The organism is Pseudomonas citronellolis (assembly GCF_001586155.1).
Taxonomy (GTDB): Bacteria; Pseudomonadota; Gammaproteobacteria; order Pseudomonadales; family Pseudomonadaceae; genus Pseudomonas; species Pseudomonas citronellolis.
This window is the reverse complement of sequence record NZ_CP014158.1, coordinates 5,871,823-5,884,738: the sequence shown is the minus strand read 5'-3', so window position 1 is coordinate 5,884,738 and position 12,916 is coordinate 5,871,823. Positions and strand designations below refer to the sequence as shown.

The window sequence follows — 12,916 nt, the reverse complement described above, 5'->3', positions numbered from 1 at the left end:
GTTTCGCAAGCTCAACCCATCCTACGAAGAGCGCCTTGGCGCAATCGCGGAGGAATCCGCGCCGGGGAATACGCGGCCAAGTCGCGCCAGCTCACGTATAATGGAGTTTCAGCCCCTGAAGCGAGGCATCGACTGGTGAAAACCCCCAGCCTGGAAGTCAAGAAAGCCTACTGCGCCAAGACCCGTCGTTCCAACTACGCGGCCAGCCTGCGTCTGGAAGGCTACGAAGTTACTGAGAGCGACGCCGCCCGCGAATTGCCCAGCCGCGAAGCGGTCCTGCGCGCCTACCGCAAGCAGGCCTGAGCCTGGATAAGTACGGTGCCGGCCAGGACCCGTACTGCTATCCGGGTACGAGCGTCCTGCGCAATCGCCTCGATCTTCACAGCGATGACCTGCTGTCCCGCGCCGAGCGCGACCTTTCCGAAATCGCTGCCAGCCATCTCGACTTCGAACCGCCGCCTTACGACCTGGCATACCTGAAACGCATCCACCATGCCCTGTTCCAGGACCTCTACGACTGGGCCGGGCAGATTCGTAGCGTGGATATCTCCAAGCGCGATACCCATTTCTGCAACGTCAATCGCATCGAACCGGAGGCCGACAAGATCTTCCGGGCCATGGCGCGAGCCAACTGGTTCGAGGGCCATGAGCGTGAGCGACTGATAGTGGCCGTGGCCGAGCATTACGGCGACCTCAACATGATCCACCCGTTCCGCGAGGGCAATGGCAGGGCCCAGCGCATCCTGTTCGAGCACCTGATCGTCAACGTCGGCTTCGAGGTCAGTTGGTGGGCGGTGGAAGAGAACGAGTGGATTGGCGCCAATATCGACGCAGTGCTCTGCGACTACAGGGCGCTGGAACGCATCTTCGCGCGCTGCATCGGCCAACCCATCGGATCGTAGGGCGGATGACCGTTCGCGGTTATCCGCCGTTGGCGTTGGCGCGGTGGCGGATAACGCCTGGGGCGTTATGCGCCCTACGGTTTCCGCAGATATGAAAAAGCCCGGCGCATGGCCGGGCTTTTTCCTGGCGCTGAAGCGAAGGCTTACTTCACTTCCACCGCCAGGCTGTGGGCGATCTTGTCTTTCCAGATCGCCGGGCCGGTGATGTGCACCGACTCGCCGTTGGTGTCGACCGCCACGGTCACCGGCATGTCCTTCACGTCGAACTCGTAGATCGCTTCCATGCCCAGTTCGGCGAAGGCCAGGACCCTGGACTTCTTGATCGCCTGGGCCACCAGGTAGGCGGCGCCGCCGACGGCCATCAGGTACACGGCCTTGTTGTCCTTGATCGCCTCGATGGCGATCGGGCCGCGCTCGGACTTGCCGATCATGCCCAACAGGCCTGTGCTTTCCAGGATCTGGCGGGTGAACTTGTCCATGCGGGTGGCGGTGGTCGGGCCGGCCGGGCCGACCACTTCGTCGCCTACCGGGTCGACCGGGCCGACGTAGTAGATGAAGCGGCCCTTCAGGTCCACCGGCAGTTCTTCGCCCTTGTTCAGCATGTCGACCATGCGCTTGTGCGCGGCGTCGCGGCCGGTGAGCATCTTGCCGTTGAGCAGCAGGGTCTCGCCCGGCTTCCAGCTCTGCACTTCTTCCGGGGTGATCTTGTCCAGGTCGACGCGGCGCGCGGAGGGGCCGGCTTCCCAGACGATTTCCGGGTAGGCGTCCAGCGGCGGCGCTTCCAGTTCGGCCGGGCCGGAGCCGTCGAGCACGAAGTGGGCGTGACGGGTGGCGGCGCAGTTGGGGATCATGCACACCGGCAGCGAGGCGGCGTGGGTCGGGTAGTCCATGATCTTCACGTCGAGCACGGTGGTCAGGCCGCCCAGGCCCTGGGCGCCGATGCCCAGCTGGTTGACCTTGTCGAACAGCTCCAGGCGCAGTTCCTCGATGCGGTTCTGCGGGCCGCGAGCCTTCAGCTCGTGGATGTCGATCGGGTCCATCAGGACTTCCTTCGCCATCACCGCGGCCTTCTCGGCGGTACCGCCGATGCCGATGCCGAGCATGCCCGGCGGGCACCAGCCGGCGCCCATGGTCGGGACGGTCTTGAGCACCCAGTCGACGATGGAGTCGGACGGGTTGAGCATGGCCATCTTCGACTTGTTCTCCGAGCCGCCGCCCTTGGCCGCGACGTCCACTTCCACGGTGTTGCCCGGGACGATGGAGTAGTGGATCACCGCCGGGGTGTTGTCCTTGGTGTTCTTACGCGCACCGGCCGGGTCGGCCAGGATGGAGGCGCGCAGGACGTTCTCCGGCAGGTTGTAGGCGCGGCGCACGCCTTCGTTGATCATGTCGTCGACGCTCATGGTGGCGCCGTCCCAGCGCACGTCCATGCCGACGCGGACGAACACGGTGACGATACCGGTGTCCTGGCAGATCGGACGGTGGCCGGTGGCGCACATGCGCGAGTTGATGAGGATCTGCGCCATGGAATCGCGGGCGGCCGGCGATTCTTCGCGCAGGTACGCCTCATGCATGGCCTGGATGAAATCGACCGGGTGGTAGTAGGAGATGAACTGCAGGGCATCGGCGACGCTCTGGATGAGGTCGTCTTGCTTGATCACGGCCATGGAGCACGGTCCTCTTCAGGCGGGTATGTCAGGCGGGAATCTCAGGCGGCTAAGCCACGTACACCGAACGCGTCCGGTCAGGCACCGGCGCAAAAAGGGCGCCGTAGTATAGCGCCGTGCCAGGGCCGGGCGCACGCGCCGGCGATCCGACCTTGGTCGGCAGGGGCGGCAAGCGCCCACTTTCCGGTCGGCTAGGCATGCTGTGGCTTTGATAGTAGAGTGAGGGCCAAGTGCCATTACGGGATGGAGCCCCCATGAGCACACCGAGTTCCCCGCTGAAGCAGCGCGCCCTCCAAAAACTATTGTTCAGGCGGTTCGGCATGGCCCTCGGCACCTACGCGATGGCCCTGCTGCTGCTCTGGCTGACCGTGATCGGCGACTTCTACCATGGCTCCCCGGCGTTGGCGCTGGCCGCCACCCTGTGCGCCGTGGCCAGCCAGGCGGTGTTCTTCTGGCTGTTCGCCAGCGGCCGCAACCAGCGCTTCGTCGACGCCAGCCTGACCGAGCCGCAGGTGCTGGTGGCGCTGGTCTGGACCACCTTCTTCCTGGCCCACGTGGACAGCGTGCGCGGCACCCTGATGGTGCTCTACGTGCTGATCCTGCTGTTCGGCGTGTTCCAGTTGCAGCCGCGGGTGTTCGCCCGTTGCGCGGGCCTGGCCTTCATCGCCTTCGCCGGCCTCAATCTCTGGGAGGCCTTCCGCCAGCGCCTGCAATTGCCCGGGCAGGCCGTGCTGCAACTGCTGGTGCTGTTCATCGTGCTGGTCTGGCTGACGCTGTTCGCCGGCTACGTGCAGGCCCTGCGCCAGCGCATGCGCCAACGCCGCTACGCGCTGCAGGCGCACCAGGACACCCTGCGCGGGATGATGCGCCAGCTGGAAGACCTGGTGGCCACCGACGAACTCACCGGGTTGTTCAACCGCCGCCACTTCCTGCGCCTGGCCGGGCGCGCGCTGGACGACCTGGACGAGGGGCAGCGCCATGGCCTGGCGCTGATCGACCTGGACCACTTCAAGCGCATCAACGACGTCCACGGCCATTCCGCCGGCGACCGCGTGCTGCAGACCTTCGCCGCGGTGGCGCGGGCCTGCCTGCGCGAGGGCGACGTGCTGGCGCGCTACGGCGGCGAGGAGTTCGTGCTGCTGCTGCCCGAGGCCGACAGCGACCGCCTCGCCGCCTGCTGCGAGCGCCTGCGCCAGGCCTATGCGGCGGCCGAGCCGATGGGCGTGGAAGTGCCGGTGCTGAGCCTTTCCGCCGGCATGACGCTGCTGCACAGCGGCGACGATCTCGACGAGGCCTTGCAGCGGGCCGACCAGGCGCTCTACCGTGCCAAACGCAGCGGACGCAATCGCTGCGAGGCGGCATGGGAGGAGAGCGATGCCTGAACTGCGTGCCGGCGGCCGACACTGGGAAGTGGCCACCGGAAGCAACCTGCTGGATGCCCTGCGCGCCGAGGGGATCGCCATTCCCTACAGCTGCCGCGCGGGCAGTTGCCATGCCTGCCTGGTGCGCTGCAGCGGCGGCGAGCTGCTCGACGATCGCCCCGAGGCGCTGGACGCCGCGCGCCGCGCCGAGGGCTGGCGCCTGGCCTGCCAGTGCCGGGTGGTAGCGGACTGCGTCGTCGAGGTCTTCGACCCCCAACGTGACGGCCTGCCGGCGACGGTCGCCGAACTGCACTGGCCGGCGGCGGACATCCTGCGCCTGCGCCTACAGCCGCAACGGCCCTTGCGCTATCGAGCCGGCCAGCACCTGGTGCTGTGGCTGGGCGAGGTGGCGCGTCCTTATTCCCTGGCCAGCTTGCCGGGCGCCGAGCCCTGGCTGGAATTCCACATCGCCTGCCAGGCCCCCGGCGCCTTCTGCGACGCGGCGCGCCAGCTGCGGGTGGGCGACGAACTGCGCCTGGGCGAGCTGCGCGGTGGCGCGCTGCACTACGACGCCGAATGGCAGGAGCGCCCGCTGCTGCTGATGGCCAGCGGCACCGGCCTGGCACCGCTGTGGGGCATCCTGCGCCAGGCCCTGGCCGAAGGGCACCAGGGGCCGATCCGCCTGCTGCACCTGGCGCGCACGCCGGCCGAGCACTACCTGGCGGCGGAACTGGCGGCGCTGGCTGTGGCCCATCCCGACCTGCAGGTGGCGCTGGCGCTGCCGGCCGATCTGGACGCGCATCTGGCGCAATTCCGCCTTGTCTCGCGGCGAAGCATCGCCTTACTCTGCGGCCAGCCCGCCAGCGTCGAGCGCTTCGCCCGCCACCTGTACCTGGCCGGGGTGCCGCGCGGCCAGACCCTGGCCGACCTGTTCCTCTCCCACGCCTGAGCCGGGCCGCAGAGCCCGGCCGCCACAGCCTGCTGCCAAGGAGTTGCCATGAGCCAACAGATTCTCGTCGAGCGCGAGCAGGGCCTGCTGACCCTGCGTCTGAACCGCGCGGACAAGATGAACGCGCTGACCCGGGAAATGTACGCGGCCCTGGCCGACGCCCTGGAGGCCGCCGAGCACGATCGCGGCGTGCGCGTGGTGCTGATCGCCGGCAACGCCGAGTGCTTCACCGCCGGCAACGACATCCACGATTTCCTCCAGCACCCGCCCAGCGGCCAGGACAGCCCGGTGTTCCGCTTCATGCGCGCGCTGATGGAGTTCAGCAAGCCGGTGCTGGCGGCGGTGGCCGGCCCGGCGGTGGGCATCGGCACCACCCTGCTGCTGCACTGCGACCAGGTTTTCGTCGCCCGCGGCGCCAAGCTGAAGATGCCCTTCGTCAACCTCGGCCTGTGCCCGGAGTTCGGCTCCAGCTTCCTGGTGCCGCGCCTGCTCGGCCACGTCCGCGCCGCCAGCCTGCTGATGCGTGGCGACGGCTTCAGCGGTGAACAGGCGGTGGCCTTCGGCATCGCCAACGAGGCACTGGCCGACGGCGCCGCCGCCCTCGAACGCGCCCGCGACGTGGCCCAGAGCCTGCAGGCCCTGCCGCCGGCGGCCCTGGCGCTGAGCAAGCGTCTGCTCAAGGCGCCGTACATGGACGAGCTGCGCAAGGTGGTGGCGGAAGAGGGCGAACTGTTCGTCCAGCGCCTCGGTTCGCCGGAAGCCCTGGAAGCCCTGAGCGCCTTCACCCAGCGCCGCCAGCCGGACTTCTCGCGCCTCGCCTGAGCTGGCCAACTGCCCACAGAAACTGTGGGCAGAGTTGTGGACAACCTTGGGGCCAACTGCCCGGGCGCCCGCCGGGCCTGGGTTGGGCGATGTTGTGCGGTATTTGATCCATCGTTCGTTTTGCTGTTGGCCGGGGTCTGCGTAAGTGCCTGATTTGCTGGGATTGTCCTACAGCTGGCCGGTGGAGAGGGTTGTGCGATCAGCGCACCGGGCTTGCCCACAATAACTGTGGGAAGGCCTGTGGATAAGCTTGGGGCGGATGTGTCGGGGGCGCGTGGTTGCTGGGGTTGGGTGGCGCTGGCGGGGTTTTGACCAGTGCGTAGGAGCAGTTGTTCTATTGGGTTCCCGCGTTCGCGGGAACCCAGAAAACTATAAGGCTGCGCCGAGGTGCTCTTCGTAGGAGCGAGCTTGCTCGCGAATGAGCCCTGCAGCGGTGCCTGTTCGCGAGCAAGCTCGCTCCTACGAAAAGCTGGGCTCGCTTGCAATGTAGGAGGCGGACGGTCTTGCCGACTGCGCCAAGGTGCTTTCGTAGGATGGGTTGAGTTTGCGAAACCCATGCGGCCGTGGCGATGGGGGGCGCACGCTGGTTGGTTTTGGATGGTGGCTTGGCCGCGGCCCTCTCCCTAACCCTCTCCCTGAAGGGAGAGGGGACTGTTGGGCAGGTGCTGATGTTCTGGAGTCAGCCGGTGATTGAGGAAATAGCCGGCGAACGCCATAGCCTCCGCCGGCACGGACAAGCCCCCTCTCCCTTCAGGGAGAGGGCTGGGGAGAGGGTGCGGGGCTGGGCGAAAGTAATGAACCACAGGTGACTCCCTCCCCAAAAAAACAAAGGCCGCCCAAAGGCGGCCTCCGTCACCCACCATCCCACTCAGACCAACAGGTCCCCCACGTGCAGCACCTTCATGGTGTTGGTGCCGCCCTGGGTGGTGTAGCTGTCGCCCTTGGTCAGGATCACCCAGTCGCCCTTGGTCACCACGCCGCGTTGCAGCAGCGCGTCCACGGCTTCCTGGCTGACGCGCTCCGGCGGCAGCGCGGCCGGGTCGAAGGGGATGGTCTCGACGCCGCGGAACAGCGCCACGCGGGCCTGGGTCTCGCGGTGCGGGGAATAGGCGAAGATCGGCACCGAGGAGCGGATGCGCGACATGATCAGCGGGGTGTAGCCGCTCTCGGTGAGGCAGATGATCGCCTTGATGCCCGGGAAGTGGTTGGCGGTGTACATAGCCGCCAGGGCGATGCTCTCGTCGCAGCGCTCGAAGGTCTGGCCCAGGCGATGGCTGGATTTCTTGGTGGTCGGGTGCTTTTCCGCGCCCTGGCAGATGCGCGCCATGGCCTGGACCGCTTCCACCGGGTACTCGCCGGCGGCGCTCTCGGCCGAGAGCATCACGGCGTCGGTGTAGTCGAGCACGGCGTTGGCCACGTCCGAGACTTCCGCGCGGGTCGGCATCGGGTTGTGGATCATCGACTCCATCATCTGCGTCGCGGTGATCACCGCCTTGTTGTAGCGGCGGGCGTGCAGGATGATTTTCTTCTGGATGCCGACCAGCTCGGCGTCGCCGATTTCCACGCCGAGGTCGCCGCGGGCCACCATCACCGCGTCGCTGGCGCGGATCAGGCCGTCCAGCGCCTCGTCGTCGGCCACGGCTTCGGCGCGTTCGATCTTGGCCACCAGCCAGGCCTTGCCGCCAGCTTCGGTGAGCAGGCTGCGGGCGTATTCCATGTCCTTGGCGTCACGCGGGAAGGACACGGCGACGTAGTCCAGGTCCATGCTCGCGGCCAGCTTGATGTCGGCCTTGTCCTTTTCGGTCAGGGCCGGCGCGGTCAGGCCGCCGCCGCGGCGGTTGATGCCCTTGTGGTCGGACAGCGGGCCGCCGATCAGTACTTCGCAGACCAGCTCGTCGGCCTTCACCTGCTTCACCACCATGACCACGCGGCCGTCGTCCAGCAGCAGCTCGTCGCCCACGCCGCAGTCCTTGACCAGGTCCGGGTAGTCGATGCCCACGACTTCCTGGGTGCCGGCGTCGCGCGGGTGGCTGGTGGAGAAGCGGAAGCTGTCGCCCACGGCCAGTTCGATGCGCTTGTTGGCGAACTTGGCGATGCGGATCTTCGGCCCTTGCAGGTCGCCGAGCAGGGCGACGAAGCGGCCATGCTTGGCGGCCAGGTCGCGCACCAGTTGGGCGCGGGCACGGTGCTCGTCGGGGGTGCCGTGGGAGAAGTTCAGGCGGGCGACGTCGATCCCGGCGAGGATCAGTTGCTCGAGGACTTCGGGGGACTGGCTGGCTGGGCCGAGGGTGGCGACTATCTTGGTGCGGCGGACGGACATGCGGGACTCCTTGGAAGACGAGCGTGCGGGCCGGCGGCGGGAGCCGGGCCGGCCCGGCGGCCATCTTACCCCTTTTCCGATGACGGTTCGCCTGCCGGCTTGAGCACCAGCAGGTCGCACTCGACTTCTTCCAACACGCGCTCGGCGGTATGCCCGATCAGCGCGCTCTCCAGCTGGCCACGGGCCACCGCGCCCATCAGCAGCAGGTCGATGCCCTGGTTGCGGACGAACTCGGGGATCACCTCCTCGGGGAAGCCCTGCAGCAGGTGGGTGTCGCCGGCGGCCATGGCCGGGTGGGCGGCCATCAGCATGTGCAGGGCCTGGCGGTGGTGTGCTTCGGTGGCCTTCAGGTGTTCGTCGTAGCTGCCCAGCAGTTGGGCGTCGAAGGCCAGGGTCTGCGGCAACGCCACGTAGGCGTGCAGGTAGCTCGCGTGCAGGCCCAGGCGGCGGTTCAGCTCCAGCGCCGCGGCGATCAGCCGGCGGTCCAGCTTCGCCGGCTTGTCGCCCTCGTGCAGCGGGTCGAGGGCGGCGCATAGCTTGCGCCCTTCCCAGGTGCCGTGGTGGACCAGCCACAGCGGCACCTCGCAATGGCGGATCAGCTGCCAGTCGGTGTTGGTCAGGAACAGGCGCTTGAGCAGGCCGTGGCGGCTGCTGGACTTGAGCACCAGGTCGGGCTGGTGTTCGGCCACCGCGGCGAGTATCTCGCGGTACAGCGGCTTGCCCCAGCGGGTGTGGCAGCGCACGTCCAGGCCGGCCTGGCGCAGCGGCGCGGCCAGCTTGTCGAGCCAGTCCAGGCGCTCGGTCTGCTGCAGGATGCGCACCCGTTCCAGTTCGTGCTGCGGGATCAGCAGGCCGTTGTCCAGCGCCGGGTTGTAGTCGCACACCAGCAGCGCCACGCTGGCGCCGCTGCGCTCGGCGATCCACTGGGCGCGGGTCAGGGCTGGCTGGTCGTCGCGGGTGGGGTCGATGACCACCAGCAGGTGCTGCAGTTTCATGGTCGGCTCCTCGCTTGGCTGCTGCCATTGCAGTGCAAGCGTAGCCGGCCCGGCTTGACCTGCGTCAGTCGCCGCCCTGGTTCAGCGCCTGGTCCAGGTGGCGCGCGGCCTTGTTCGCCAGCTCGCCGTCGGGGTAGTCCACCAGCAGGTGGCGCAGGTAGCCGATGGCCTTGGCGCGGCTGGGGTGCGGGTTGTCGGGTGCCATGTACATCAGGCCCAGCTGGTACAGCGCCTTCTGCTTGATGTCGGCGGGGATGGCCGGGTCGTTGACCGCCAGCAGATACAGCTGCTCGGCCTCGGCGACGCGGTCCTTGAGCACCGCGCGGCGCGACAGCAGGGTCATGTCCGGGTCCAGGCTGGTCTTGTTCAGGTCGAGGTTCTGCTGCGGCTTCCAGGTGGCCAGCAGCTCGCGGGCGTTCTTCTGCACCGGCTCCTTCGCCCGCTGGCGGATCATCAGGATGCGCGCGTCGGCGTGGCTGGCCGCGGCGGTGCCGGGGAACTCGCGGTCGATGCGCTGGAAGTAGTCCAGGGCCTTGGCGTCGTCGCGCTGGTCGTTGTAGCGGCTCATGTAGATCAGGCCGATCTGGTACAGGGCGATGGCGCGCACGTCCGGGCTGTAGCGGCTATTGTCGTAGCCGCTGAGGTAGAGCCGCTCGGCCTCGGCGCTCTGGTTGTCGCGGATGGCCTGGGCGCTGTAGGTGAGCAGGTCGCCTTCTTCCTCCACCGCGGCGGTCATGCGGTCGCTCTTGAGCTTCTTGTACTCGGCGACTTCGCCGGTGGTGACCTGGGCGACGAACAGCGGGGTGGTCGGCGAGCAGGCGGCCAGCAGGCCCAGCAGGACGGCGAGGGGCAGGGCGGGGTGCAAGCGCATGGCATCTCCTTGGCGCCGGGGCGGGTTCCCTGCGCAGTCTAGTGATGCCCTTCAGCGCGGCCAAGGCGCGCCGATACAGTTCCCAACGGAGGATATGCCCCATGCGAACCCTGTGCATCCTGGCCCTGGCGGCGAGTGTTACCGGCTGCAACAGCTGGTCGACCAACAAGAACCTGGACGACGCCTACCGCGCCTACGCGCGCGGCGATTGCGAGCAGGTGATGCTCGACCTGTCGCGCACCGAGCGCAAGAGCCGCGCGCGGCCCTGGCTGCAGCCGGAGATCTCGATGCTCCGCGGCCTGTGCCTGGAGCGCCAGAAGTACTACGTCGACGCGGCGCAGACCTACGATTTCATCATCGCCCGCTACCCGAGCAGCGAATATGCCTACCGCGCCAAGGCGCGCCTGGAGACGCTGCGCCAGAATGGGCGCCTGACGGGCGAGGCCGCCCAACCGTTGCCGGTGCGTCCCTGACCGCCGGTCGTTGCCGCCTTGAGCGGGCCCGGGTGCTCGCTAAGCTCAAGAGGCTGCCTTCAAGGAGGAGGTTGCGATGCGTGCGTTGCTGTGCCTGTGCATGGCCCTGGCTCCCTTGCTGGCAGCGGCCGACATCTATCGCTGGACCGATGCCCAGGGCAAGGTGCATTTCAGCGAAACCCCGCCGCCCGGCGCGCAGCGCGTCGAGGTCCGGCCGCAGGTGGTCGAGCGCGATGCCGCCACGCGCGAGCGCGAGGAGCGTACCCGCCAGTTCTACCAGGCGCGCAGCGAGGAGCAGGCCGCGGCGCGCAGCCGTGCCGCCGAGCAGCAGGCCAAGGCGGGCGCCGAGTGCGACCGCCTGCGCGACCAGTTGGCGACCTTGCAGCGCGGAGGTCGCTACTACTCCACAGATACCAAGGGTGAACGCCTCTACTATAGCGACGAGCAGATCGATGCCGCTCGTCGCTCGCTGGCCGAGCGGGTGGCCGAAGGTTGCCGTTAGTGCTGGCCGCAGGGCGGTCGCGCCGTCATACTGGGTAAAACTCATAGCGAATAGCCATTATGCGTCATCAACGACACATAGAGCGCCATCAGCTGCCGTACTACCTGAAGGTGTTCAATAGCATCACCGACAAGCCCATGGGTTACCTGGGCAACGTATCGCTGGACGGCATGCTGCTGATCAGCCAGCTGCCGATGCTGGTGGGCGGGCGATTCGACATGCGCCTGAAGATTCCCGGGCAGGACGGCAAGCTCCAGCACATCGACTTCAGCGGCACCTGCCAGTGGTGCCACGAAGACGTCACCCCGGGCAGCTTCGACTCCGGCTTCAGCCTGGTGGCGCCGCCGGCGGAATACGTCGAGCTGGTCGAAGCGTTGCGCCGTTATTTCAGTTTTCGCCGCCAGGTGGAGTCGGTCTGAGCCGCGGGATGCGCTGAACCGACCTGGGCGGTAGTGAAGGAAAGGGAAACATCGGCAGTACGCGAATGATACGTGTAATTGGATGGACTCACCCTCACCGAGGCGTCGAGGCGCCACGGTGGCGGTCTAAGAAGCCACCGACAGTGAGGGTGAGTCCATGAAAAAGCATACGACGATGAATAAGCCGGTGTCTGCAACCGATGTATCGGTGTGCACGACAGTCGCCGTGGATCTGGCGAAAAAGGTCTTCCAGGTGGCGGGGGAAGACGCCCAGGGTCAACTGGCGTACGAACAGCGAATCAAGTCGCGTGAAGCGTTTCAGGTGTTTCTGCAGAAGCTGCCGGAGGGCGTGACGGTGCTGATGGAGACCGGCCCTGGAGCACAAGCCTGGGCCCGGCTGCTGCAGGCGCAGGGCAACCCGGTGCGTATCCTGCCGGCCCAGCGGGTGGCCGAGCACCGGAGCGGAGCGAAGAATGATCGCAATGATGCCCACGCCATTCTGCGGGCGGGCCGGGATAGCAGTATCGCGTCGGTGCCGGTGAAGAGCGTCGCGGCGCTGGCGATGCAGGCCTGGCACCGTGTCCGGCGGGGCTATGTGCAGCGGCGCACCGCCATGGGCAATCAGATCCGCGGGCTGCTGCTGGAGCAGGGCATCGCCCTGGCGCAGGGGGATGTGGGCTTGAAGCAAGGTGTCACCCGGGTGCTGGAAGACGCCAGCCAGCCGTTGCCGGCGCTGCTGCGCGAGCTGATCGACGAGATGCTGAAGGAATGGCAACGGCTGGGCGAGCGTATCGCCGCGCTGACCGGGCGTCTGGAAGCCTGTGCCGCCGCCGACCCGACAGCGAAACGGCTGATGACGGTACGTGGTATCGGTCCGATCACGGCCACGGCCTTGCTGGCCAAACAGGTCGAGCCGGAACGTTTCGCCAATGCGCGTCAGTTCGCTGCCTACTTCGGCATCGTGCCCGACCAGCACAGCAGCGGGCAGAAGGTACGGCTGGGCAAGATGACCAAACGTGGCGACGCCTATGTGCGCAGCCTGATGGTCGTGGGCTCGCATGCGGTGTTGAAGCAACTGCGGCCCGATTCCGAACACCCGGACGATCGGCGCCTGCAGCGCTGGCTACAACGTCTGGGGCGCAAGGGCGCGGCAGTGCGACTGGCCAACCGCAACCTGCGTATCGCCTGGGTGCTGCTGTGCAGCGAACAAACCTACCAGCGCAAGCCGAATGCTTGCCGGGAGATGGAAATGAGCCACTGATCAACGAGTTCCCGCCAACGGGGCGCCAAGTCGCTCCAACCCTTGCTGAAGAACATTGACCCCTGGTCAGACCGTCGCGGATCGATGCCTACGCTCCTACCGGCCTTCGAGGCCTCTTTGTAATCGGCATTCCGCGGGCTTACCCAATGTTGGCCAGAAGCCCGACGTGGCTTCCTCGAACAGGCCTAATACATAGATGCAGTCGGGTTTTCATGTTCAAAAGCGGGTTGACGGTGGGGGTGAGTCCATACATAGGAGCGGGCCCTGCCCGCGATTCGCGCGCAGGGCGCGCTCCTACATGGGCGTGGCGTGTGGGGCGACCCGTAGGAGCGGATCTCATCCGCGAATCGCGCCGATACGCCAGGCTATCGCGG

13 protein-coding genes are annotated in these 12,916 nt (G+C 67.2%); 9 read left to right on the top strand and 4 right to left on the bottom strand.

Translation table 11 applies throughout. The annotated features are described in order from the left end of the window. Positions 1-135: 135 nt before the first annotated feature. Together PcP3B5_RS31690 and PcP3B5_RS25730 are read left to right on the top strand one after the other, a co-directional pair. Entirely contained in the window at positions 136-303 is a 168-nt protein-coding gene (locus tag PcP3B5_RS31690) for a YhfG family protein (protein WP_145923947.1), read from the top strand. 2 nt (positions 304-305) lie between these two features. After that, on the top strand, positions 306-902 hold the full coding sequence (locus PcP3B5_RS25730; RefSeq protein WP_058070320.1) for a putative adenosine monophosphate-protein transferase Fic: 597 nt from the start codon (positions 306-308) through the stop codon (positions 900-902). 143 nt (positions 903-1,045) lie between these two features. Here the strand turns inward: PcP3B5_RS25730 and PcP3B5_RS25725 are convergent, their stop codons facing one another. Continuing rightward, the gene (locus PcP3B5_RS25725; protein ID WP_043273308.1) at positions 1,046-2,569 is read right to left on the bottom strand and encodes a fumarate hydratase; all 1,524 of its coding nucleotides are present in this window, start codon (positions 2,567-2,569) and stop codon (positions 1,046-1,048) included. Between the two features lie 254 nt (positions 2,570-2,823). On the opposite strand from PcP3B5_RS25725, the gene PcP3B5_RS25720 reads away from it, so the two are divergent. The 3 genes from PcP3B5_RS25720 to PcP3B5_RS25710 are packed head-to-tail and all read left to right on the top strand — an operon-like array spanning position 2,824 to position 5,701. After that, entirely contained in the window at positions 2,824-3,951 is a 1,128-nt protein-coding gene (locus PcP3B5_RS25720) for a GGDEF domain-containing protein (RefSeq protein ID WP_009615788.1), read from the top strand. Continuing rightward, on the top strand, positions 3,944-4,879 hold the full coding sequence (locus PcP3B5_RS25715; protein WP_061562745.1) for an iron-sulfur-binding ferredoxin reductase: 936 nt from the start codon (positions 3,944-3,946) through the stop codon (positions 4,877-4,879). Before PcP3B5_RS25720 ends, PcP3B5_RS25715 begins: the two co-directional genes overlap by 8 nt. A 48-nt stretch (positions 4,880-4,927) precedes the next feature. Continuing rightward, complete coding sequence (locus PcP3B5_RS25710) at positions 4,928-5,701, top strand: enoyl-CoA hydratase (protein ID WP_061562744.1); 774 nt, start codon at positions 4,928-4,930, stop codon at positions 5,699-5,701. Positions 5,702-6,569: 868 nt separating this feature from the next. Here PcP3B5_RS25710 and pyk read toward each other — a convergent pair. The 3 genes from pyk to PcP3B5_RS25690 form a co-directional block, all read right to left on the bottom strand. After that, positions 6,570-8,021 carry a pyruvate kinase gene (gene pyk, locus PcP3B5_RS25700; RefSeq protein WP_043273302.1) on the bottom strand — a complete coding sequence of 484 codons (1,452 nt, stop codon included), beginning with the start codon at positions 8,019-8,021 and terminating at the stop codon, positions 6,570-6,572. 65 nt (positions 8,022-8,086) lie between these two features. Further along, positions 8,087-9,016, bottom strand: a complete 930-nt coding sequence (locus PcP3B5_RS25695; RefSeq protein WP_061562742.1) for a universal stress protein — start codon at positions 9,014-9,016, stop codon at positions 8,087-8,089. A gap of 64 nt (positions 9,017-9,080) precedes the next feature. Next, positions 9,081-9,887, bottom strand: coding sequence for a tetratricopeptide repeat protein (locus tag PcP3B5_RS25690; protein ID WP_043273300.1), 807 nt, complete (start codon positions 9,885-9,887; stop codon positions 9,081-9,083). A 101-nt stretch (positions 9,888-9,988) separates the two neighbouring features. On the opposite strand from PcP3B5_RS25690, the gene PcP3B5_RS25685 reads away from it, so the two are divergent. The 4 genes from PcP3B5_RS25685 to PcP3B5_RS25670 all read left to right on the top strand — a co-directional run bounded on the left by PcP3B5_RS25685 (position 9,989) and on the right by PcP3B5_RS25670 (position 12,542). Continuing rightward, on the top strand, positions 9,989-10,360 hold the full coding sequence (locus PcP3B5_RS25685; RefSeq protein ID WP_061562741.1) for a tol-pal system YbgF family protein: 372 nt from the start codon (positions 9,989-9,991) through the stop codon (positions 10,358-10,360). 76 nt (positions 10,361-10,436) lie between these two features. After that, complete coding sequence (locus PcP3B5_RS25680; protein ID WP_009615806.1) at positions 10,437-10,862, top strand: DUF4124 domain-containing protein; 426 nt, start codon at positions 10,437-10,439, stop codon at positions 10,860-10,862. Between the two features lie 59 nt (positions 10,863-10,921). Then, a complete protein-coding gene (locus tag PcP3B5_RS25675) occupies positions 10,922-11,281 on the top strand; it encodes a PilZ domain-containing protein (protein WP_009615807.1) in 360 nt (119 codons plus the stop codon). Positions 11,282-11,438: 157 nt separating this feature from the next. Beyond that, positions 11,439-12,542 carry an IS110 family RNA-guided transposase gene (locus PcP3B5_RS25670; RefSeq protein ID WP_061562740.1) on the top strand — a complete coding sequence of 368 codons (1,104 nt, stop codon included), beginning with the start codon at positions 11,439-11,441 and terminating at the stop codon, positions 12,540-12,542. Positions 12,543-12,916: the final 374 nt, after the last annotated feature.